General features: G+C 62.2%; 16 protein-coding genes. 1 reads left to right on the forward strand and 15 read right to left on the reverse strand.

Annotation, left to right across the window (positions count from 1 at the left end; genetic code table 11):
• Positions 1 to 9 precede the first annotated feature (9 nt).
• From ABDK11_RS13830 to purL, 3 genes are all read right to left on the reverse strand, one after another.
• Positions 10 to 333 (reverse strand): TfoX/Sxy family protein, encoded by a 324-nt coding sequence (locus ABDK11_RS13830; protein ID WP_346837101.1) that lies wholly within the window; start codon positions 331 to 333, stop codon positions 10 to 12.
• A 368-nt stretch (positions 334 to 701) separates the two neighbouring features.
• Complete coding sequence (locus tag ABDK11_RS13835) at positions 702 to 1,856, reverse strand: sterol desaturase family protein (RefSeq protein WP_346837102.1); 1,155 nt, start codon at positions 1,854 to 1,856, stop codon at positions 702 to 704.
• A 377-nt stretch (positions 1,857 to 2,233) separates the two neighbouring features.
• On the reverse strand, positions 2,234 to 6,103 hold the full coding sequence (gene purL / locus ABDK11_RS13840) for a phosphoribosylformylglycinamidine synthase (protein WP_346837103.1): 3,870 nt from the start codon (positions 6,101 to 6,103) through the stop codon (positions 2,234 to 2,236).
• Positions 6,104 to 6,531: 428 nt separating this feature from the next.
• Here purL and mltF point away from each other — a divergent pair, with 428 nt between their 5' ends.
• Positions 6,532 to 8,013 (forward strand): membrane-bound lytic murein transglycosylase MltF, encoded by a 1,482-nt coding sequence (mltF, locus tag ABDK11_RS13845; RefSeq protein ID WP_346837104.1) that lies wholly within the window; start codon positions 6,532 to 6,534, stop codon positions 8,011 to 8,013.
• A gap of 128 nt (positions 8,014 to 8,141) precedes the next feature.
• Here mltF and ABDK11_RS13850 read toward each other — a convergent pair whose 3' ends face one another.
• From ABDK11_RS13850 to ABDK11_RS13905, 12 genes are all read right to left on the reverse strand, one after another.
• The gene (locus ABDK11_RS13850) at positions 8,142 to 8,753 is read right to left on the reverse strand and encodes a TIGR04282 family arsenosugar biosynthesis glycosyltransferase (RefSeq protein ID WP_346837105.1); all 612 of its coding nucleotides are present in this window, start codon (positions 8,751 to 8,753) and stop codon (positions 8,142 to 8,144) included.
• Positions 8,754 to 8,793: 40 nt separating this feature from the next.
• On the reverse strand, positions 8,794 to 9,468 hold the full coding sequence (locus ABDK11_RS13855) for a TIGR04283 family arsenosugar biosynthesis glycosyltransferase (RefSeq protein WP_346837106.1): 675 nt from the start codon (positions 9,466 to 9,468) through the stop codon (positions 8,794 to 8,796).
• Positions 9,468 to 10,946, reverse strand: a complete 1,479-nt coding sequence (locus ABDK11_RS13860) for an FAD-dependent oxidoreductase (RefSeq protein WP_346837107.1) — start codon at positions 10,944 to 10,946, stop codon at positions 9,468 to 9,470. The genes ABDK11_RS13855 and ABDK11_RS13860 overlap by 1 nt, the downstream gene beginning before the upstream one ends.
• Positions 10,943 to 11,629: a TVP38/TMEM64 family protein gene (locus tag ABDK11_RS13865; protein WP_346837108.1), complete on the reverse strand. Its 687-nt coding sequence runs from the start codon at positions 11,627 to 11,629 to the stop codon at positions 10,943 to 10,945. Before ABDK11_RS13865 ends, ABDK11_RS13860 begins: the two co-directional genes overlap by 4 nt.
• 111 nt (positions 11,630 to 11,740) lie before the next feature.
• Positions 11,741 to 12,688, reverse strand: coding sequence for an arsenosugar biosynthesis radical SAM (seleno)protein ArsS (gene arsS, locus ABDK11_RS13870; protein ID WP_346837109.1), 948 nt, complete (start codon positions 12,686 to 12,688; stop codon positions 11,741 to 11,743).
• A gap of 4 nt (positions 12,689 to 12,692) precedes the next feature.
• The gene (mtnP, locus tag ABDK11_RS13875) at positions 12,693 to 13,589 is read right to left on the reverse strand and encodes an S-methyl-5'-thioadenosine phosphorylase (protein WP_346837110.1); all 897 of its coding nucleotides are present in this window, start codon (positions 13,587 to 13,589) and stop codon (positions 12,693 to 12,695) included.
• 145 nt (positions 13,590 to 13,734) lie between these two features.
• A complete protein-coding gene (gene sucD, locus ABDK11_RS13880) occupies positions 13,735 to 14,607 on the reverse strand; it encodes a succinate--CoA ligase subunit alpha (protein WP_346837111.1) in 873 nt (290 codons plus the stop codon).
• Positions 14,608 to 14,609: 2 nt separating this feature from the next.
• Entirely contained in the window at positions 14,610 to 15,776 is a 1,167-nt protein-coding gene (gene sucC / locus ABDK11_RS13885; RefSeq protein WP_346837112.1) for an ADP-forming succinate--CoA ligase subunit beta, read from the reverse strand.
• 149 nt (positions 15,777 to 15,925) lie between these two features.
• Positions 15,926 to 17,368 carry a dihydrolipoyl dehydrogenase gene (gene lpdA, locus ABDK11_RS13890; RefSeq protein ID WP_346837113.1) on the reverse strand — a complete coding sequence of 481 codons (1,443 nt, stop codon included), beginning with the start codon at positions 17,366 to 17,368 and terminating at the stop codon, positions 15,926 to 15,928.
• 291 nt (positions 17,369 to 17,659) lie between these two features.
• Positions 17,660 to 18,853 carry a 2-oxoglutarate dehydrogenase complex dihydrolipoyllysine-residue succinyltransferase gene (gene odhB, locus ABDK11_RS13895; protein ID WP_346837114.1) on the reverse strand — a complete coding sequence of 398 codons (1,194 nt, stop codon included), beginning with the start codon at positions 18,851 to 18,853 and terminating at the stop codon, positions 17,660 to 17,662.
• 75 nt (positions 18,854 to 18,928) lie between these two features.
• Positions 18,929 to 21,757 carry a 2-oxoglutarate dehydrogenase E1 component gene (locus tag ABDK11_RS13900; RefSeq protein WP_346837115.1) on the reverse strand — a complete coding sequence of 943 codons (2,829 nt, stop codon included), beginning with the start codon at positions 21,755 to 21,757 and terminating at the stop codon, positions 18,929 to 18,931.
• 210 nt (positions 21,758 to 21,967) lie between these two features.
• Positions 21,968 to 22,672 (reverse strand): succinate dehydrogenase iron-sulfur subunit, encoded by a 705-nt coding sequence (locus tag ABDK11_RS13905; RefSeq protein WP_346837116.1) that lies wholly within the window; start codon positions 22,670 to 22,672, stop codon positions 21,968 to 21,970.
• Positions 22,673 to 22,685 lie beyond the last annotated feature (13 nt).

Consider the following 22,685-nt stretch of genomic DNA (forward strand, 5'->3'; position numbering starts at 1 on the left):
ACGGAAAGATCATTTCGGTGGCAATGAACCGGCAAACTCGGCGCCGCGGTTGACCCAGCCGTCCAGATCCGCGGCCACGGCATCCTCTTCGACGTACACCATGCCCTTGAGCGGCCGCCCGGTGTAGTCCATCGGCCGCGTGTAGCGCTCGGCCAGCGCTTCCTGGTATCCGTCCGGCCCCACCCGCACCATCAGCTCCTCGCCAACCACACCACAGGCCATATTGCCATTCAACATAAAAGCGAGGCCGCCGAACATCTGCTTTTCCGTCAACCCATCACTTTCCTGCAACAGTTCACGTACCTTTTCAGCCAGTTCTACGCTGTAAGTCATGGTGACCTCCTCGACGGTCCTTGATGTTAAATGGAAAATTCGCCGGGCCATGCGCCACGCGCAAATTTTCGCGAGCGTCAGTACGTACCAGTTCGCAACTGCGATTGGCAGGACAAGTAAAGTCTGCGGGAATTTTCGTCGCGAGTGACGCGGAAATGGAGATAGGGGTAAGTGGCGACAACCGGCGCACACCACCAGCATCTGAGAGCAGTGCATTCAACTCAGCGGGTAATTGCAACACATCTACCATAAGCGAAAATTTATTGCGGTTATTTTTTAAAGTGTAGCAAAGAAACGGAAAACTGCCCGGCATTGCGCCCCGGCATGCCGGGGCAACTTTTTACGCAGCGCCTTGTGGAGACTCTACGTCAGTCGTTACCCGGTTTGGGCGCCAACAGTGACCGCAGCGGATGCACAAGCTGGCCCCACACCGTACGCGGCAGCCGTACTGTTGTGCCGTAGTTTGCCGGCCAGTGGTCTGCGGGCATATGGCAGGTATTGAACAGGCGATCGAACAGCAGCGTGTGGGCCGAGTAGTTGGTGTCGATGGCCGGGCGTTCCGAACTGTGATGCCAGTGGTGAAACTGCGGCGTAACAAAGACGTGGCGTAAAAAGCCGAACGGGAGTTTCACATTGCAGTGAATCAGGATGGCCTGCAACGCGGCAAAGGTGACATAGATATCCAGCGCGGCCTGATCGGCGCCGAGCAGGTACAGAGGTACCATGACCATCGCGCGTTCGGAAAATACCTGCAGAAAGTGTCCGCGCGAGCCCGCCAGCCAGTCCATCTGCTCAACGGAGTGATGTACCGCGTGCACCGGCCACAACCATTTCACTTCATGGTACAGGCGGTGCTCCCAGTAGAGCACGAAGTCCGCGCAGAGGACGATCAGGACCACCTGCACCAGCAATGGCATCGACTGCACAAACTGCTGTACCCCATCGCTCACCGCCCAGTGGAAGTGGCTGGCGTGGTAGTTACCGTAGATCAGGATCGCCGAGATCATCAGGTGGTTGAAGCAGAAATAGAACAGGTCTACACCCCACTCACTGCGCAGGATCACCTGGTTGCGGTATTTCGGCAACAGCTTTTCCAGCGTCATGAAGACACCGGCAGAGCCGAGAAAGGCGAGGATCAGCCAGTCCACCCCCAGCGACAGGCGCACCGGCTCTACCGCGCCCACGGGGATATCGTAGCCACCCAGCGCAAACCCCATCAGCGTCAGCGCAATACCCACCGTACCCAATCGCCTGTGTCGGTTGAATACAAAGGTGAGCAGGCCGAACAACAGCGAGAAGTACATACCGTACTTGAGTATTTGCTGCAGGAACTCCGCGTCGTAGATGCGACGCAGTTCCATCGTGGTGAGATAGGCAGGGTAGCGAAAGGCAAACACGGCCAACAGGCTGAGAGCACCGAGGGCGACCGAGACAGCGCCGCTGATTTTGCCCTCGCCAAAACGGAATTCGTTATGCCGGTCCAGCGCAACCCTGCGCTTGCGGTATTGGTATTCTGCGTCCACCTGCACTCCCTGTCACTGAGATCCCTGTCGATGCGCAAAATATTACATTTATCGGGGCGGGCTACGCCAGCGCGACGGCGCTTTGCGTTCCGGGTAATCAGGAACCCGAGGGGCGCTTCCCGTCACCACGTCGCCGCGCGCGAATTTTTCCGTTGCCGAAAACGATCGCGGCCGCGGGTCGCTCCCGCCGGGACACTGATAGCCCCGCACAGGAGCGGCCCGCGGCCGCGATAGAGTGAAGCTGCCCACCAACCCGGCCATGCAAGGCCGGGCCGCAAATCGCGCCCTCAAGTGCCCGATTTGTCGTGGGGGGTTGCGGACATGTGCCGCAGACCCGGGTTGAAAAATGCCGTGGAAGGTATTTTTCAACAGCCTGATTAGTCGACAAACACCCGCGCGTTACGGAACAGGCGCATCCAGCCGGAATCCTCTTTCCAGTCGTCCGGGTGCCAGCTGTTGCTGACCGCGCGGGCGACACGTTCCGGGTGCGGCATCATAATGGTGACGCGGCCATCTTCGGAACACAGTGAGGTGATACCGTTCACCGAGCCATTGGGGTTGGCCGGATAGGTCTCGGTAATCTGGCGCTGGTTGTTCAGGTAGCGCATGGCGATGGTGCCGGACTGCTCGCAGGCTTCCAGGGCCTTCTGATCGGCGAATTCCACACGGCCCTCGCCGTGGGCCACGGCCACCGGCATGACGGATCCGGCCATGCCCTTGAACAGCATCGACGGCGAATCCTCGATCCCCACCAGCGCAAAGCGCGCTTCGTACTGCTCGGACAGGTTGCGCACAAAGCGCGGCCAGTGGCCGGCCCCCGGAATCAGTTCCTTGATCACCGAGAACATCTGGCAACCGTTGCACACGCCCAGGCCGAAGGTGTCTTTGCGATTGAAGAACGCTTCGAACTGGTCGCGCGCGCGGTCGTTGAACAGGATCGTCTTGGCCCAGCCTTCGCCGGCACCGAGTACGTCGCCGTAAGAAAAGCCGCCGCAGCCCACCAGGCCCTTGAACTGGTCCAGCGCCACGCGGCCGCTGAGAATATCGCTCATGTGCACGTCGACGGCATTAAAGCCGGCGCGGTGGAAGGAGTGCGCCATTTCCACCTGGCTGTTGACGCCCTGCTCGCGCAGGATCGCCACTTTCGGCCGCACACCTTTTTTGATGTAGGGCGCACTGATGTCCTCGTTGATGTCGTAGCTCAGCTCGACCGACAGGCCCGGGTCGTCTTCGCGGGCGATGGCGGCGAACTCCTGTTCGGCGCAATCGGCATTGTCGCGCAGGGCCTGGATGCGGTAGCTGGTCTCGCTCCAGATCTGCTGCAACTCGGCGCGGGTCCGCTTGAAGATATCCACACCCTCGCGGCTGATACGCAGCTGGCCGCTGTTGTTCAGGGCGCCGATCTGGTGTGCCGGTACACCGGCGGCGGCGAAGCGCTGCACCAGTATCTCGGCATCGCAGGCGGGCACCTGCAGCACGGCGCCCAGCTCCTCGCTGAACAGCGCGGCAATGGGGTCGTCGCCCAGCTCGTAGATTTCCACATCCACTCCCACGCGACCGGCGAAGCTCATTTCCGCCAGGGTGGTGAACAGGCCGCCGTCGGCGCGATCGTGGTAGGCAAAGATCTGGTCTTCGGCCAGCGCCTGCTGTACCACTGCGAAGAAGCCCTTCAGGCGCTTGGCGTCGTCCAGGTCCGCGGGCTCGCTGCCCAGCTGGTTGTACACCTGCGCGAGGCAGGAGCCGCCCAGGCGGTTTTTGCCGGCACCCAGATCGACCAGCAGCAGTTCGGTCTCGCCCTTGTCGGTGCGCAGCTGCGGCGTGGCGGTCTTGCGCACGTCGGTCACCGGCGCAAACGCGGAGATCACCAGCGACAGCGGCGCGGTCACGGCCTTGTCTTCACCGCCATCATTCCAGGCGGTGCGCATGGACATAGAGTCCTTGCCCACCGGGATGGTGATGCCCAGTTCCGGGCACAGCTCCATGCCCACCGCTTCCACGGTGCGGTAGAGCTTTTCCTCTTCGCCCGGGTGGCCGGCGGCGCACATCCAGTTGGCAGACAATTTGATGTCGGACAGCTGTGCGATCGGCGTACAAGCGATATTGGTGATCGCCTCACCCACCGCCAGGCGGCCGGAGGCCGGCGCGTCCAGCAGTGCCACCGGGGTACGCTCGCCCATGGCCATGGCTTCGCCGGCGGTGCTGTCGTAGGACACGGTGGTCACGGCGCAGTCGGCCACCGGCACCTGCCAGGGGCCGACCATCTGATCGCGCGCGACCTGGCCGGTCACTGTGCGGTCGCCGATGGTAATCAGGAAACTCTTGCTGGCCACGGTGGGCAGGCGCAGCACGCGCTCGGCGGCCTCGTTCAGGTCAATGCCGTTGGTCTCGAATGCGCTGGTGTCGACTGCGCGCTTTTGCGCATCGCGGTGCATTTTCGGCGGTTTGCCGAACAGCACGGACATGGGCAGATCCACCGGCTTGGCGTCAAATTCCGTGTCATTCAGCAGCAGGCGCTTGTCTTCGGTAGCCTCACCGACCACGGCGTAGGGCGCGCGCTCGCGGGCGCAGATGGCCTCGAAGCGCTCGAGATCCTCCGGCATCACTGCCAGCACATAGCGTTCCTGGGACTCGTTACACCAGATTTCCAGCGGGCTCATACCCGGCTCATCGCACGGCACGTTGCGCAGTTCGAATTTGCCACCGGTACCGCCGTCCTTGACCAGTTCGGGGAAGGCGTTGGACAGGCCACCGGCGCCGACATCGTGGATGAAGGCAATCGGGTTTCTGTCGCCCTGCTGCCAGCACTGGTCGATGACCTCCTGGCAGCGGCGTTCGATTTCCGGGTTCTGGCGCTGTACCGAAGCGAAATCCAGGTCCTCGGAACTGGAGCCGCTGGCCATGGACGAGGCGGCGCCGCCGCCGAGGCCGATCAGCATCGCCGGGCCGCCGAGTACCACCAGCTTGGCGCCGGGTTCAAATTCCGGCTTGTCGATATGTTCCTCGCGGATATTGCCGTAGCCGCCGGCGATCATGATCGGCTTGTGGTAACCGCGACGCTCGCCACCGAAATCCTCTTCAAAGGTACGGAAGTAACCGCAGATGTTCGGGCGGCCGAACTCGTTATTGAACGCGGCGCCGCCGATCGGACCCTCGATCATGATGTCCAGCGCGGTGACGATGCGCCCGGGCTTACCGTAATCGGCCTCCCACGGCTGCTCGTGGCCGGGGATCTGCAGGTTGGACACGGTGAAACCCGCCAGGCCCACCTTGGGCTTGGAGCCGCGGCCCACGGCGCCCTCGTCGCGGATCTCGCCACCGGCACCGGTGCCGGCACCGGGGAAAGGCGCGATGGCAGTCGGGTGGTTGTGGGTCTCCACCTTCATCAGCATATGGATGGCCTCCACGCTGAAGCCGTATTCCTTCGTCTGCGGATCCGGATAGAAGCGGCCGGCCTGGTGGCCGGTGACCACCGCGGCGTTGTCGGCGTAGGCGGACAGCACATTGTCGCCGCCCTTCTGGTAGGTGTTCTTGATCATGCCGAACAGGGAGTGCGGCATGTCTTCGCCGTCGATGGTCCAGCTGGCATTGAAGATCTTGTGGCGGCAGTGCTCGGAGTTCGCCTGCGCGAACATCATCAGTTCCACGTCGGTGGGGTTGCGCTCCAGCTCCTGGAAGCTGGTGAGCAGGTAGTCGATCTCGTCGTCAGCCAGGGCCAGGCCGAGGCTCACATTGGCGGTTTCCAGCGCGATGCGGCCGCCCTTGAGCAGGTCCACGGTATCCAGCTGGCGCGGCTGCTCCTCGCGGAACAGGGCCACGGCGGCGTCGAAGTCGGTGAACACCGCTTCCACCATGCGGTCGTGCAGCTGTTCTACCAGCGCCGCCCGTTCAGCCTCGGTTAACTCGACACCGGTAATGTAGTAGGCGACACCACGCTCGAGGCGGTGAATCTGGCTCAGACCGGCGTTGTGGGCGATATCGGTCGCCTTGGACGACCAGGGCGAGATGGTGCCCGGGCGCGGTACCACCAGCAGCAGTTCGCCCTGCGGCTGATGCTTCTCCTCGGTGGGACCATACTGCAGCAGACGTTCCAGCAGCGCCTGCTCTTTCTGGTCGAGCGACTCGCTGTCGGCGAAATGCACATACTCGGCGTAGACATCGCCGATCGCCGGCTGTATTGCGCGCAGCTGGTTGAGAAGTTTCAGATGGCGGAATTTCGACAGTGCGGGAGCACCACGCAGAACTAGCATCGCGGGAGTTTGCCTCTTGTCTGTAAATGAGCAATTGCGCGACAGAAGGCCGCGCCAAAAATCGGCAACCAAGGTGCCGGAAATCGGAGAGGGCGCCATTGTACCCGAAGCGCGGCGACTCCAACACTGCTCTAGGGGAACACTGTGCCCGGGAAGGAATCGAACACCAAGTAAGCAGCGGCAGGCATTGGCGCCGGAAAACTGGCGCGTAATCCTCGCCCGCGAACGACCCGGCCAGCTGCGTCTACTAAAATTAGCCCATAGATGCAACTCCGCAGGTCACACCGCCAAAATACCGAATTGGGCAATTTGTCACCAAATGAGGTAAAATTCGCGGCCTTTGTACCGGCCCCGCCGCTCAGGAAGAGCAATGCCGGTATCCGCTCGGATAAAAGCGATAACAGCTAAAGGATTAGAGGGGACAGCCTATGATCATGAAAAGCCGAATGCTGCGCTACAGCTTTCGCCTGGCCAAGGGCCTGGCGCTGGCCTGCTGTGCCTCGCTGATCGTGGCGAGCAAGGCGCCGGATACGCTGGAGCGGGTCAAGACCTCCGGCCAGCTGGTCGTGCTGTCCCAGAACGGCCCCACCACTTATTACGAAGACGCCAGCGGCACCCAGACCGGGTTCGAATACGGCATGCTCAAGGCATTCGCCGACGAACTGGGCGTAAAGCTGGTGATCCGCGATGTGCACGACCTGAATGACATGTTCGGCGACCTGACCGATCCTGCCGATGGCGCCCAGCTCGCTGCCGCCAGCCTCACGGTGACACCGGAGCGCCGCGAACAGGTACGTTTTACCCCGTCCTACTTCGAGATTCGCCAGCAGGTAATCTACCGCCTGGGCGAGGACCGCCCGCGCACCATTGGCGACCTGCAGGGCAAGAAGGTCGCGGTGATCGCCGGCAGTGCCCACGCCGAGGAGATGCGCAAGCTGTCGCAGCACTACCCGAACCTGGAGTGGCAGGAAGTATCCGACGCCGATGCGATGGAACTGGTCGACATGGTCAACGCGGGCAAATACCACTACGCCGTGGTCGACTCCAATGCCTACGCGGTGCACCGCGGCCTCTACCCCAACACCGGGATCGCCTTTAACCTGACCCAGTTTCAACCGGTCGCCTGGGCTTTCCCGAAAAGCGACGACGACAGCCTCTACCGCGCCGCGCGCCGCTTTATGCTGCGCGCCAACACCAACGGCCTGGTGGCGGAACTGCGCGAACAGTTCTTTGGCCACGTCAGCAAGCTGAACGCCGGCGGCGCCCAGGCCTTCGCCAAGAGCACCCGCCAGCGCCTGCCCAAGTGGCGCGAGACCATGGAGAAGGTGGCGCAAAAGTACGGGCTCGACTGGCATATGCTGGCGGCACTCAGCTATCAGGAATCGCACTGGAACCCGCGCGCCAAATCCCGCACCGGGGTGCGCGGCCTGATGATGCTGACCCGCGGCACCGCCCGCGAACTGGGTGTAAACCGCCTGGATCCACAACAGAGCATCGACGGCAGCGCCCGCTATATCCTGCAGATCCGCGACAAGATCCCCGAGCGCATCCGCGAACCCGACCGCACCTGGATGGCACTGGCCGCCTACAACGTCGGCTTCGGCCACCTCGAAGACGCCCGCGTGCTGACCGAGAAGATGGGCGGCAACCCGGATCGCTGGCCCGATGTGCGCGCCCACCTCCCGCTACTGGCCAAGCGCCAGTACTACAAGAACACCAGACACGGCTACGCACGCGGCTGGGAACCGGTCACTTACGTGCAGAATATTCGCCACTACCAGACCCTGCTGACCTGGAGTAGCCGCATCGAGGAACAGCGCCTGGCCGCCGCCAACGACGATTCCCACGAAGCACTGGCCGACAGCCAGCGGGTGGAATCCAAAGCCGCCGGATCCGCGTCGGCACTCTGAGTCGCCCCCGCACGGGCGAACACGCAGTTCGCCCCTACAGCCTCCCCGGAGGATTCAACCGGTTAGCGTGCCTTTTATCCCGTTACAGTGACTACAGGGCACTGCATCCCGATGGCGCGAAACGCCATTCATCCCCACCCCGACGGCAGAAACTGCAGATCCCCCGGCTCGTCGATATCCGCCAGCACTTCCAGGTGCGTGCAGCGCAGCCCGCATAGCGCCAGCCGCTCGGCGGTCTGCCGGGCGACGCGATCGGTACTCCAGGCAATGCCTTCAAACAGCGCCGCGGCGCCCCGGTTTAATCCCAGCAGGGTATAGCCGCCATCGCGCGCCGGATGCAGCACCGCATCGGTATCGCCCAGCGCCGTGGCCGCGGCGCGCAGGCGCCGCGCCGTCAGTTGCGGGCAGTCGCTCCCCAGCAATAGCGGCGATACCCCGCAGTCCAGCGCGCGCGCCGCCGCGCGCCACAATCGCTCGCCCAGATCCCCGGGGCCCTGCGCGGTCAACTGGACCCCGCCGGGACACGAGAATTCCCGCCAATAGGCGTGCCGCGCGTCCGGCGCCACGCACAGTTCCACCGGCCCCAGCGCCGCGGACACGCACTGCTGCAACGTATATGTCAGCATCCGCTGCGCCAGCGCCGCCGCACCGGCCGCGCCCAGCGCCGGAATCAGCCGGGTTTTGGCCACACCGGGCAGCGGCGCCTTGGCGAACACAATCAGGCGCGGGGGATTAGCCATGCGGGGACTGGTGATACGAAGGACAGGTCATGCGGGGCAGTTATTCATAGTGGCGCGCCAACACCTCGGCCGGTACGCCGCGCCAGTAGGCAAAGCGCAGCCGCCACATCAACAGGACCGTGCGCGCCACCCCATAGCGTTGCCAGCGCCGCCCCGAGGTAACGACGCGGTCGCGCACACAGGCGGGACGCTGGTGGCGGCGCAGGCGCTTGCTGAACTCGATATCTTCCATCACTGGCTGTGGCGGAAAGCCACCCAGCTGTTCGAACAGCGTGCGGCGCACGAATATCGCCTGGTCACCGGTGGCGATGCCGGTCAGGCACGAACGCCAGTTGATCAGTGCGCTGATCAGCGGAAACCAGAAACTGTCGCCGCCGATCTGCAGGTCAAAGCGCCCCCAGTCGGCGCCCTGCGCCAGCGCCGACGCCACCCGTTGCGGCGCCGCGTCCGGCAGGCGCGTGTCGGCGTGCAGGAACAGCAGAGTCTCGCCCACGGCCGCAGCCGCGCCCGCGTTCATTTGGATTCCGCGGCCGCGCGGTGCGCTCAGCACGCGAAAACCGGCCGCCGCGGCCAGTTCAGCGCTGCCGTCTTCGCTGCCACCATCCACCAGGATGATCTCGCAATCCGGCCGCTTTCGGAGCGGTTGCAGATGTTCGAGCAGCCGCGGCAGCTGCGTGCGCTCATTCAACAGCGGTATCACGATACTCAAACGCACTATCTACGCCTCCAGCGATGGAAACGCTCCAGCCAGCGCAGCACCAGGGCCGGCGCGTGGGCGCGCTTCCAGTTGCCCGCAGCATATTTATTGGCTTCCGCCATGCTCGGGTAGATATGGATGGTATTCAGCATCTTGTTCAGCCCCAGACGGTATTTCATCGCCAGGATAAATTCCGCGATCAACTCGGCAGAATTGTCCGCGACGATGGACACCCCCAGAATGCGATCCTTGCCCGGGGCCGTCAGTACCTTGACGAAACCGCGTGCGCTGCCATCGACGATGGCCCGATCCAGCTCGCCGATATCATAGCGGGTGACCTCGACATCGATACCCTCCCCGGCCGCGCGCCGCTCGCTCAGACCGACACTGGCCACCTGCGGATCGACAAACACCGCGCGCGGTACCAGAGAGTAGTCCACGCGGAATTTCTTCAGGTCGCCAAACAGCCCGTTGACGGTCGCGTACCAGGCCTGGTGCGAAGCCATATGGGTAAACTGGAATGGGCCGGCCAGGTCACCAGCGGCGAGGATATGCGGGTAACGCGTGCGCAGAAAGGCATCGATCTCGAACTGCCCGCTGTCGAGTAGGCCCAATTCCTCCAGCCCCAGACCCCGCACCCGCGGCCGGCGCCCGAGTGCCAGCAACAGCAGGTCGAACCCGACCTCCCTGTCGCCGGATCCACAGCGCAGCCGCGCACTGCCGCCAGTGCCGGCGCCGGCGCCGGCGGTAAATTCGAGCGCCTCGCAACCGGTGAGTACCTCGACACCATCCGCACACAGGGATTCGCTTACCGCCGCGGCGACGTCGTCGTCTTCCGCCGGCAGCAGGCGCGGCGCCTTTTCCACCAGCGTGACCCGCGACCCCAGCCGCGCCAGCGCCTGAGAGAGCTCGCAACCGATCGCGCCGCCACCGAGAATCAGCAGCCGCGACGGCACCCGCTCAAGGTCAGAGAGCTGCTGCCACAGCGTCTCACTGGTGGTGTACGCCACCCGCTCCAGACCCGGCAGCGGTGGCACCAGCGGTTCGGCGCCGGTAGCGAGCACAATGGCGCGCGCACTGAGCCGCTGCACACCACCACCGGCCAGTGCGATTTCCACCGTCCACGGGTCCAGCAGCCTCGCGCGCCCCTGCAGCACCTCGACACCCAGGCCGCGGTAGCGTTCGACACTGTCGTGGGGCGCAATCTTGTCGATGGCGGCGCGCACGTGGGCCATCACCGCCGGGAAATCGATATCGCTGCTCCCCACCCGCACCCCGAAACGCGCGGCGCTGCGCACCTGGCTGGCGACGCGCGCGCAATGGATCAGTGCTTTACTCGGCACACAGCCGGTGTTCAGACAGTCGCCGCCCATGGCACCCGACTCCACCAGCGTCACGCGCGCTTTGACGGCGGCGGCGATGTAGGCGCTCACCAGGCCGGCGGCGCCGGCACCGATGACGATGAGGTTGCGATCGAAGGTTTTTGGTCTCGTCACGCCTCGGGGCTCCTGAATTGCCGGAGCCACTGCAGCAACCATTTCGCCAGCAGCGGAAACAGGCCCAGCAACACAAACGACAGAATCAGTGGTGCGGACAGAATATCCGACAGCTGCGTGATCCGCGCGAGCCGGGTACCCGCATTGACGTACACAATGGTCGCCGGGAGCATGCCCAGCTGGCTGACCCAGTAAAAGGTCCAGGGCTTGATCCGGGTCAGCCCCATCAGGATATTGATCAGGAAAAACGGAAAAACCGGCACCAGCCGCAGGGTAAACAGGTAGAAAGCGCCCTCCTTTTCGATACCGCGATCAATCGCCTGCAGCCGCTGGCCGAAATGCCCCCGCACCCAGTCACCGAGCAGAAAGCGGGCGACCAGAAATGCCAGCGTGGCGCCGATGCTGGACGCGAAGGATACGATCAGAGTGCCCCACAGCAGCCCGAACAGCGCCCCGGCAGCCAGCGACAATATAGCGGCGCCGGGCAGCGACAGGGCCGTAACCAGAATATAGATCAGGGAAAATAAAACACCGACCAGCAACGGCGACTGCCGCTGCCACTGGGCGAATTGCTGCTGCCCCGCTTTCAGGCTTTCCAGTGTCAGCCACTGCTGCAGATCAAAATGATAGAAAGCCAGGGCGAGAGTCAGCAGTATGGCGATCAGTATGAGTTTTCTGCGCACTTGCCCCCTCTCCTGTTGAAGAGGAAAAAAATTTCACTGTTACGGGGACCAACCAACACCGGAAAATATCTTCTGCGGTGCCAGCGGCGGGCCCGGGCGAACACAGCTGTTCTACAGAGCCCCGCCGCAACTACTGCCCTGCCCGGCCGTACAACCGTAGCAATGCTCGGCAACACGGATCGCGCTGTTATCCATATCCCGCGCCAGCAGATCGCGCAGGTGCAGGCGGCCGGCGGTGGGAATGTCCAGCTGTTGATTGAAATCGCAGTCGTAAAGATTTCCCCGCCAGTCCACGCTGACCAGTGTGCGGCACATGACGCCTTCGAGGTTGCCGGCACTGTAGTTGTCTTTGAGCAGCTGCAGATATTGGTCAAACTGTCCCTTCGATACCAGTGTCGAGCCGAAACGTTTGATCGGCATATTGGCCAGGGTAAACAGCTTGTTGAACTCGACACCAAAATGCCGGCGTAGCTCGCGACGGTAATCCGCTTCCAACGCCAACTGTTCCGGCGGCAGGGACGGTCCCGAGGGGTTATAGACCAGATTCAGCACCAGGCCGCTGTCGGGACGGCCGTAGCCAAGCGCGTTGAGTTTTTGCAGCGCGGCGATACTCTTGTCGAATACGCCCTTGCCGCGCTGTCGATCGACATTCTCGATGGAATAGCAGGGTAGCGAGGCGACAATTTCAACACGGTTTTGCGCCAGGAAAGTGGCGAGATCTTCCTGCCCGGGCTCGAACAGGATCGTCAGGTTACAGCGGTCCATTACGTGCACACCCTGCGCACGCGCCGCGCACACCAGCTCGCGAAACCCTTCGTGCAGTTCCGGTGCGCCGCCGGTGATATCCAGTGCGGCGATACCGCGGCGCTCCAGTACCCGCGGTATCAATGCCAGGTTTTCCGCCGTCATCATCTCGGTGCGGTTGGGACCGGCATTGACGTGACAGTGCACACAGCTCTGGTTGCAGCGATAGCCGATATTGACCTGAAGGGTATCGATGCGCTCGCGGCGGATCGCCGGGAAGTCGGAAACCTCCAACAGGGGCAGCGTGTCGTGCATAAGCTCAGGCCTCCAGCTTTTCTGCGGGCGCCGCCGGTGCCAGCAACGGTTCGATCGCCGCAGCGGTCTGCTCCGGCATGGCCTCGAGCGGTGTTATCAGCCCGCTTTCCAGGGCGGTGTGCGCCGGCGATGCGGGTCGCTCGGTACCGAGCAGGCGGATTGCCGCAGCGGCGATCACCTGCCCGCGGGCGGCATTCTGCTGCAGGTTGGCAATGGCCACGTCTGCCGTTACCGCCGCCTCGCGCGGGTGCCAGCAGTCGTAGTCGGTCGCCATCGCCAGGGTGGCGTAAGCAATCTGCGCCTCGCGCGCGAGCTTGGCCTCGGGCATGTTGGTCATGCCGATTACCGACGCGCCCATACTGCGATACCAGTGGGATTCCGCGCGGGAGGAGAACTGCGGCCCCTCGATACAGACGTAACTGCCGCCGCGGTGCAGGGAGATGGGTTCTTCGCTCTGGGTGTGCGCAAAAGCCCGCGCCAGGCAGTCGGCCACCGCCGGACACACTGGATCGGCCATGGACACATGGGCCACCGCGCCGGCGCCGAAAAAGGTGCTGTCGCGCCGGCGGGTCAGGTCGATAAACTGGTCGGGAATCAGCATATCCAGCGGCCGCACGTCCTCGCGCAGGGAGCCGACCGCAGACAGGGAGAGGATATAGCGCACACCCAGCTGGCGCAGCGCGTGGATATTGGCCCGATAGGGGACTTCCGATGGGATCAGGCGGTGGCCGCGACCGTGGCGGGCGAGAAACGCCACCGGTACACCGTGCAACTCCCCACACACAATGGCGTCGGAAGGCGCGCCAAACGGGGTCTCCACCACCTGTTCGCGCACATTTCCCAGCCCCTCCATGGTGTAGAGGCCGCTGCCGCCAATGACTCCGATCAATGCCCTGGACATAGTCGCTCCTTGTCGGTGTTTCACCGCAGTATAGGAATGACCACGCCGCCTGTATATTGTTCAGCGCGCAACAAAAAAGGCCGCCTCTTGCGAGGCGGCCTTTTTTTGAAGCTTGGAAAAGCGGCCGATGGCCGCCTCTACCGGCTTACCAGCCAGTCACTTCCTTCAGCGCGTTGCCGATATCGGCCAGGGAACGCACGGTTTTGACACCGGCGTCTTCCAGCGCGGCAAACTTCTCGTCGGCGGTGCCTTTACCACCGGAGATGATTGCACCGGCGTGGCCCATGCGCTTGCCGGGAGGCGCGGTTACACCAGCGATGTAGGAAACCACCGGCTTGGTGACGTTTTCCTTGATGTAAGCCGCCGCTTCTTCTTCCGCGGTGCCGCCGATCTCGCCGATCATGACGATGGCTTCGGTCTGCGGATCCTTCTCGAACATCTCCAGGATGTCGATGAAGTTGGAGCCCGGGATCGGGTCGCCGCCGATGCCGACACAGGTAGACTGGCCGAAACCGTAGTCAGTGGTCTGCTTCACGGCTTCGTAGGTCAGGGTACCGGAGCGGGATACGATACCCACTTTGCCCGGCTTGTGAATGTGGCCCGGCATGATGCCGATCTTGCACTCACCCGGAGTGATCACACCCGGGCAGTTCGGGCCGATCAGGCGTACGCCCAGCTCGTCGCACTTCACTTTGGCGTCCAGCATGTCCAGCGTCGGAATGCCTTCGGTGATGCACACGATCAGCTTGATGCCGCCGTTGGCCGCTTCCAGGATGGAATCCTTACAGAACGGCGCCGGTACGTAGATCACGGACGCTTCTGCGCCAGTGGCTTCCACGGCTTCCTTTACGGTGTTGAACACCGGCAGACCCAGGTGCTCCTGACCGCCTTTGCCCGGCGTTACACCGCCGACCATTTTGGTGCCGTAAGCAATCGCCTGCTCGGAGTGGAAAGTACCCTGAGAGCCGGTGAAGCCCTGACAGATGACTTTGGTATCTTTGTTAATCAGTACTGACATGATTATTTACCCTCCGCAGCTTTAACCACTTGCTGAGCCGCATCGGTCAGGCTGGTGGCAGCGATGATGTTCAGGCCGCTTTCGCTCAGGACCTTGGCACCCAGGTCGGCATTGTTACCTTCCAGACGCACGACAACCGGCACTTTTACACCGACTTCTTTCACTGCGCCGATCACGCCTTCGGCGATCATGTCACAGCGTACGATGCCGCCGAAGATGTTGATCAGAACGGCTTTGACGTTCTCATCGGACAGGATGATTTTGAACGCTTCAACCACGCGCTCTTTGGTCGCGCCGCCGCCAACGTCGAGGAAGTTGGCCGGGCTGCCGCCGTGCAGGTTGACGATGTCCATGGTACCCATGGCCAAGCCGGCACCGTTCACCATGCAGCCGATGTTGCCGTCGAGCGCTACATAATTGAGTTCGAACTTGGCTGCGTGGGCTTCGCGCGGATCGTCCTGGGACGGATCGTGCATTTCGCGCAGGTCCGCATGGCGGTACAGGGCGTTGCCGTCGATCACGACCTTGGCGTCCAGGCAGTGCAGGTTGCCTTCGGTGGTGATAACCAGCGGGTTGATTTCCAGCAGGGCCAGATCTTTTTCCTGGAACATCTTGGCCAGGCCGAGGAAGATCTTGGTGAACTGCTTCACCTGGGTCGGGTTGAGGCCCAGTTTGAACGCCAGCTCGCGCGCCTGGTACGGCTGCGCGCCGACCAGCGGATCGATGGTGGCCTTGAGGATTTTTTCCGGAGTTTCTTCCGCAACTTTCTCGATCTCAACGCCGCCTTCGGTGGAAGCCATGAAAACGATGCGACGGGTGGAGCGGTCTACCACCGCGCCCAGGTACAGTTCCTGGTCGATGTCGGTGCAGGTCTCTACCAGGATGCGGGAAACCGGCTGGCCGTTTTCGTCTGTCTGGTAAGTTACCAGGCGCTCGCCCAGCCACTTCTTGGCAAATTCTTCAATTTCAGCCTTGGAATCCACCAGCTTCACGCCGCCGGCTTTACCGCGACCACCGGCGTGTACCTGGGCTTTTACCACCCACTTGTCTCCACCGATTTCGTCTGCTGCCGCTGCTGCTGCTGCCGGGGTTTCCGCTGCAATGCCTTTGGAAACCGGCAATCCGTATGCTGCAAACAGTTGTTTGCCCTGATACTCATGCAAGTTCATAGTTAATACCAATTCACTTTTGAAAGATTAGAGACGGGGTTTTCCTTGCCCCTGATTCTGTCGGGGTGGGCGTTGTGCCCACCCTTTCCAGAGTGGCGAACCCAAGGTTCGCCCCGCGCCGGATAGCGCCGGCGCACCCGCTTCCTGATTTACTTACGCTTCTTGCGGTTGGCGATATGGATCGCGTGACCGTTCACCGCCAGCGCGGCTTCCTTCACGGTCTCGGACAGAGTCGGGTGACCGAACACGGTCATGCCGATATCTTCCGCGCTGGAGCCAAATTCCATCGCAATCGCCACCTGCTGCACCAGATCCGCCGCAGACGGGCCGACGATGTGGGCACCCAGTACGCGATCAGTCTCCGCGTGAGCGATGAGTTTTACCATACCGGCAGTTTCGTTCGCCGCCACGGCGCGACCGGAAGCCACAAACGGGAAGACGCCCACATTGTAGGGCTCACCATCGGCCTTCACCTGCTCTTCGGTGCGGCCGACCGCAGCGATTTCCGGGTGAGTGTAGATCACGTTGGGGATCACATCGTAGTTCATCATCGGCTTCTGGCCAGCGATGCGCTCGGCAACCACCACGCCCTCTTCAGACGCCTTGTGTGCCAGCATCGGGCCGCGCACCACGTCGCCAACCGCCCATACGCCCGGTGCAGAAGTCATGCACAGGTCGTTGACGTAGATGAAACCGCGCTCGTCCAGCTTCACGCCAGCGTCTTCAGACAGCAGGCCTTCGGTGTACGGACGACGGCCCACACACACGATCAGCTTGTCGAAGGTTTCCTGCTGCTCTTTACCGTCTTTGTCTTCATAAGTGACGACAACTTCTTTGCCCTTCACCTCGGTACCGGTCACACGGCAGGACAGGCGGATATCCAGACCCTGCTTCTTGAGGATCTTCTGGGATTCCTTGGCAATCTGCTGGTCCATGATGGACAGGAAATTGTCCAGCGCTTCCAGTACCACCACATCGGAGCCCAGGCGGTTCCAGACAGAACCCAGCTCCAGGCCGATGACACCGGCGCCGATCACACCCAGACGCTTGGGTACATCGGTGAATTCCAGCGCGCCGGTAGAGTCGACAATGATCTTGTTGTCCACCGGAGCCGGCGGGATATTGACCGGTACGGAGCCGGACGCCAGGATCACGTTTTCCGCTTCGTAGGTGGTGGTCTTGCCGTCTTTATCGGTCACTTCCACCCTCTTGTTGGCCAGCAGCTTGCCGGTACCCTCGATGGAGGTGACCTTGTTGGCCATGAACAGACCGGAGATGCCGCCGGACATCTGCTTCACGACGCCGTCTTTGCGCTCGATCATTTTCTTCACGTCGATCTTCACCTTGCCGGTGTCGATGCCGTGTACGTCGAGGGCGTCTTTGGCCTCGTGGTACTTCCAGGAGCTGTCCAGCAGCGCCTTGGACGGAATACAGCCCACGTTCAGACAGGTGCCGCCGTTAACGGTCTTGCCTTCCTTGTTGACCCACTTTTCCACACAGGCGGTTTTCAGGCCCAGCTGCGCGGCACGGATAGCGGCTACGTAGCCCCCCGGCCCGGAGCCGATTACGATTACGTCAAATTTGTCCGACATGATCAGTTCCAAATTTTTTGTGAATTTCGGTACGGCCGTTGGCCGCATTACCGGGCTGGTGCTCTCCACACCAAAAACAGCCCGGCGTTCCCAGAGCGGCCTGTGACCGCTAGAGCCTTTTAGGCAGGCTCTTACATCAATTCGTATGAAGTCAGATGCGAAGGCGCTGGTACCGGGATTGTTTTGCGAGACTGTCGGCGAGAGGGACCTCGCCGACAAGCCTACAGGGATGTATTCACGGTGTGTCTCGCAAAACAATCTCGGTGGCAGCGCCGCCACTGCACGGAGTTATTAAACCTCGAGCAGGATACGCGCCGGATCTTCGAGCATCTCTTTGATCGCCACCAGGAAACCAACGGCTTCTTTGCCGTCGATCAGGCGGTGGTCGTAGGACAGCGCCAGGTACATCATCGGCAGGATTTCCACCTTGCCGTCGACTGCCATCGGGCGCTCCTGGATTTTGTGCATACCCAGGATCGCAGTCTGCGGCGGATTCAGGATCGGCGTGGACAGCAGGGATCCGAACACACCACCGTTGGTGATGGTAAAGGTTCCGCCGGTCATCTCTTCGATGGTCAGCTTGCCGTCGCGGGCGCGCACGCCCATGTCGCGGATATTGTTTTCCATATCCGCCAGGCCCAAGTTCTCCGCGTTGCGCAGCACCGGAACCACCAGGCCCTTCGGTGAGGAAACCGCTACACCGATATCCTGGTAGCCGTGGTAAACGATGTCGTTACCGTCGATGGAGGCGTTCACCGCGGTGAAACGCTTCAGCGCCTCAACGGCAGCCTTGACGAAGAAGCCCATAAAGCCCAGACGCGTACCGTTGTGCTTCTTCTCGAACAGGTCTTTGTAGTTTTTGCGCAGATCCATGATCGGCTTCATGTTCACTTCGTTGAAGGTAGTGAGCATGGCCGTGGACTGGCTGGCATCGAGCAGGCGCTCGGCGATGCGCTTACGCATACGGGTCATCGGCACGCGCTTCTCGACGCGCTCGCCCGGAGCAACTGCCACTTCGGCAGCCGCCGCCGGTGCCGCAGCCGCCGGTGCGCTGCCGGCTTTCATCACGTCTTCTTTCAGGACGCGACCGCCCTTGCCGCTGCCTTCAACACCACCCAGGTCGACGCCCTTCTCGGCCGCCATTTTCTTGGCGGACGGCATCGCGATCTTCTCGCCGCCGGCAGCCGGGGCTGCGGCTTCTTCCGCCGGCTTTTCCTCGGCTTTTTCTTCCGCCGGCGCGGCACCCGCGCCCTCTTCAAACTTGGCGATCACCTCGTTGGACAGAACGGTTTCGCCCTCATCCTTGATGATTTCGCTGAGGGCACCGTCTGCCGGTGCAACGACTTCCAGTACAACTTTGTCGGTTTCGATATCCACGATCAGCTCATCGCGGGATACGGCTTCGCCGGGTTTTTTGTGCCAGGTGGCAACGGTGCCATCCTGAACGGATTCGGGGAAAGTTGGCGCTTTAATCTCGATCGTCATTGGTCCTGTTTCCTGAGATTTAATCTTGGGCGCATCAATTTGGTAACGCCCTATTCACTAGTTACTGCCGTCGATTTACTTGACGGTCAGCGCCTCATTGATAAATGTGTTCTGCTCTTCCAGGTGCGTGGACATATAGCCCGCCGCCGGCGCTGCGGAAGCGGCGCGACCGACATATTCCAGTGCCAGTTTCGGGTGCGCCTCCGCCAGCAGGCGGCGCAGGTGGTGCTGGCTGGAGTACCAGGCGCCCTGGTTCATCGGCTCTTCCTGGCACCAGGCTACGCTCTTGAGTTTCTTGAACGCAGATACTGCATCGACAAACTCTTCATCCGGGAAAGGATACAACTGCTCGATGCGCACCAGCGCCACATCGTCCTGCTCGCGCTCCATACGCGCTTCCAGCAGGTGATAGTAGACCTTGCCGGAGCACAGGATCAGGCGCTTGACCTTGGCCGGATCGACACCGTCGTCCTGGATCACATTGTGGAAGGTGCCGTTGGCCAGCTCTTCCAGGCTGGAAGTGGCCAGCTTGTGGCGCAGGATCCACTTCGGGCTCATGATCACCAGCGGGCGGCGCATCGGGCGGATCGCCTGGCGACGCAGCAGGTGGAAAATCTGCGCCGGGGTGGTGGCGTTACACACCTGGATGTTGTGCTCGGCACACAGCTGCATGAAGCGCTCCAGACGCGCGGAGGAGTGCTCCGGCCCCTGCCCTTCATAGCCGTGCGGCAGCAGCATCACCAGGCCACACAGGCGGCCCCACTTGTGCTCACCGGAGGTGATGAACTGATCAATGACCACCTGTGCGCCGTTGGCGAAGTCGCCGAACTGCGCTTCCCAGATAATCAGGGATTTGGGTGTGGTGGTGGCGTAGCCATACTCGAACGCCAGCACCGCCTCTTCGGACAGCAGCGAGTCGTAAATATCGAACGCCGGCTGGTCCTCGTACATGTTCTGCAGCGGTACGTAGCAGGCGCCGTCCTTCTGGCTGTGCACTGCGGCGTGGCGGTGGGAGAAGGTGCCGCGACGTACGTCCTCACCGGCCAGGCGCACCATATAGCCCTGCTCCAGCAGCGTGCCATAGGCCAGGGTCTCGGCCATGCCCCAGTTCAGCGGCAGCGCGCCGCCGGCCATCTTGCGGCGGTCTTCATAAATTTTGGACACCTGGCGCTGCATCACCACGCCGTCCGGCACGGTGGTCATACGGTTGGCCACGTCCTTCAGCTTGGGCAGCTCCATACCGGTGTCGGCCGCGGTCTGCCAGTCGTGGTTCAGGTACGGGGTCCAGTCCACAAACATGGTGGAATCCGGCTCCTTGACCAGGCCGGTAGCCACGTCCTCACCGCGATCCAGTTTGTCGCGGTAATCGCTGGCCAGCTTGTCGGCAGCGGCCTTGTCCAGCACGCCGTCGCTGACCAGCTTCTCCGCGTACAGGGTACGGGTGGTCTTGTGCTTGCGGATGGTCTGGTACATCAGCGGCTGGGTGCCGGACGGATCGTCGGTCTCGTTGTGGCCGCGGCGGCGGTAACACACCAGGTCGATGACGATGTCTTTCTTGAACTCGTAGCGGTAATCCACCGCCAGCAGCGCGGCCAGCACGACCATTTCCGGGTCGTCGCCATTCACGTGCAGTACCGGGGCATCGATCATCTTGGCAACGTCGGTGCAGTACTCGGTGGAGCGGGCGTCCTCGCGCTTGCTGGTGGTGAAGCCCACCTGGTTGTTCAGCACGATATGCACGCTGCCGCCGGTGTAGTAACCGCGGGTCTGGGACATCTGCAGGGTTTCCTGCACCACGCCCTGACCGGCAAAGGCCGCGTCGCCGTGAATATTGATCGGCATGACCTTCTCGCCGGTAGCGTCACTGCGGCGATCCTGGCGCGCGCGCACCGAACCCACCACGACCGGTGCACAGATTTCCAGGTGCGAGGGGTTGAAGGCCAGCGCCAGGTGCACTTCGCCACCCGGGGTCATGACATTGGAGGAGAAGCCCTGGTGGTACTTCACGTCACCGGAGGTATCCAGGGTCTTCTTGCCCTCGAACTCCTCGAACAGGTCGGTGGGATTCTTACCGAGAATATTGACCAGGGTGTTCAGGCGGCCGCGGTGGGCCATGCCCATGACCACTTCCTTGACCCCGTAGGTACCGGAGCGGCGGATCAGGCCATCCAGCATCGGGATCAGGCTCTCGCCACCCTCGACACCGAAACGCTTGGTGCCCGGGTACTTGGAATCCAGGTGACGCTCCAGACCTTCGGCAGCGGACAGGCGCTGCAGGATTTCGGTCTGTACATCGGCGCCGAAGTTGGGCTTGCTCTGGCTGCGCTCGAGGCGCTGCTGGAACCAATGCTGCTCGTCCAGGTTGGAGAGATGCATGATCTCTGCGCCGAGGTTGCCGCAGTAGGTTTTCTCCAGCCCCTCAACAATCTCGCGCAGGGTGGCTTCGCCGTTGCCGAAGAACAGATCGCCGGTCTGGAAGGTGGTGTCGTAATCCCCCTCGGTCAGGCCGTGGTAGTTCAGCTGCAGGTCCGGCACCTGTTCGCGCGCCATCAGGCCGAGCGGATCCAGGGTGGCCTTCTTGTGACCGCGATGACGGTAGGAGCTGATCAGTTGCAGAACTTTGATCTGCTTGCGTTCGTGTTCGATATTGATAGCGCCGGCACCGGGAGCGGCCAGCGGGCGGGACCGGTTTTTGGCGAGCAGTTCGAAGTGCTGGCGCACCGCTGCATGGGAAACGTCGCCGACACCGTTGACCCGGGGGAGGCTGTCGAAGTAACTGCGCCATTCCTCCGGCACGCCGTTGGGGTCGTGCAGATAGGTCTCGTACAGTTCCTCCACGTAGGCGGCGTTGCCCCCGGAGATATGGGAGCTACGCCACAGCTGCTCCATGGTACTTTCGTGCATGTTGATGCCTACCTCGATTGCAGTGTGCCCTGTCTCGGGTTCACGCTGCGCTTTCCTTTCACTCACAAAAGGGGAGGCGCCAAAAGTCACCTCCCCTTTTCAACTTAGCACCGGCTCTGTGGCCGACTTTCTTGTAGATAGTAGGCGCCGCCGTTGGCGCCAAGCCCGCCCTGTGTGGGCGGGACCGGGCTCAAGATGCCCTCGGCCCGTTTACACGGCCCGAGTCAACAGCATGTTGCGGATGTGGCCGATGGCGCGGGTCGGGTTGAGCCCCTTGGGGCACACGTTCACGCAGTTCTGGATACCGTGGCAGCGGAAAACGCTGAACGGATCGTCCAGGTTGGCGAGGCGCTCGTCGGTGGCCTCATCGCGGCTGTCCGCCAGGAAGCGGTAGGCCTGCAGCAGGCCGGCCGGGCCGATGAACTTGTCCGGGTTCCACCAGAACGACGGGCAGGCAGTGGAGCAACAGGCACACAGGATGCACTCGTACAGACCGTCCAGCTTGGCGCGGTCTTCCGGGCTCTGCAGGCGCTCGATCGCCGGTGCCGGGGTGTCGTTCTGCAGGTACGGCTCGATCTTCTTGTACTGCTCGTAGAACTGCTCCATATCCACGACCAGGTCGCGGATCACCGGCAGGCCGGGCAGCGGGCGCAGTACCAGCTTGCCCTTGGGCGCCGCTTCAGAGATCGGCGTGGTACAGGCCAGGCCGTTCTTGCTGGAGATGTTCATACCGTCGGAACCACACACACCTTCGCGGCAGGAACGACGGAACGACAGAGTCGGATCCTGGGCCTTCAGCAGTTCCAGTACGTCCAGCACCATCAGGTCCTTGCCCTGGGTGTCCAGTTCGTAGTCCTGCATGTACGGCGCTTTGTCGCTTTCCGGGTTGTAACGGTAAATGCTTACTTTCAACATACTCTATTCCGCT

This window comes from Microbulbifer sp. SAOS-129_SWC (assembly GCF_039696035.1).
Lineage (GTDB): Bacteria > Pseudomonadota > Gammaproteobacteria > Pseudomonadales > Cellvibrionaceae > Microbulbifer.

Bases quoted from the DNA above. Each gene is read 5' to 3' on its own strand.
- ABDK11_RS13830 (WP_346837101.1), bottom strand. From the start codon at position 333: ATGACTTACAGCGTAGAACTGGCTGAAAAGGTACGTGAACTGTTGCAG.
- purL (WP_346837103.1), bottom strand. From the start codon at position 6,103: ATGCTAGTTCTGCGTGGTGCTCCCGCACTGTCGAAATTCCGCCATCTG.
- mltF (WP_346837104.1), top strand. From the start codon at position 6,532: ATGATCATGAAAAGCCGAATGCTGCGCTACAGCTTTCGCCTGGCCAAG.
- ABDK11_RS13850 (WP_346837105.1), bottom strand. From the start codon at position 8,753: ATGGCTAATCCCCCGCGCCTGATTGTGTTCGCCAAGGCGCCGCTGCCC.
- arsS (WP_346837109.1), bottom strand. From the start codon at position 12,688: ATGCACGACACGCTGCCCCTGTTGGAGGTTTCCGACTTCCCGGCGATC.
- mtnP (WP_346837110.1), bottom strand. From the start codon at position 13,589: ATGTCCAGGGCATTGATCGGAGTCATTGGCGGCAGCGGCCTCTACACC.
- sucD (WP_346837111.1), bottom strand. From the start codon at position 14,607: ATGTCAGTACTGATTAACAAAGATACCAAAGTCATCTGTCAGGGCTTC.
- sucC (WP_346837112.1), bottom strand. From the start codon at position 15,776: ATGAACTTGCATGAGTATCAGGGCAAACAACTGTTTGCAGCATACGGA.
- lpdA (WP_346837113.1), bottom strand. From the start codon at position 17,368: ATGTCGGACAAATTTGACGTAATCGTAATCGGCTCCGGGCCGGGGGGC.
- odhB (WP_346837114.1), bottom strand. From the start codon at position 18,853: ATGACGATCGAGATTAAAGCGCCAACTTTCCCCGAATCCGTTCAGGAT.
- ABDK11_RS13900 (WP_346837115.1), bottom strand. From the start codon at position 21,757: ATGCACGAAAGTACCATGGAGCAGCTGTGGCGTAGCTCCCATATCTCC.
- ABDK11_RS13905 (WP_346837116.1), bottom strand. From the start codon at position 22,672: ATGTTGAAAGTAAGCATTTACCGTTACAACCCGGAAAGCGACAAAGCG.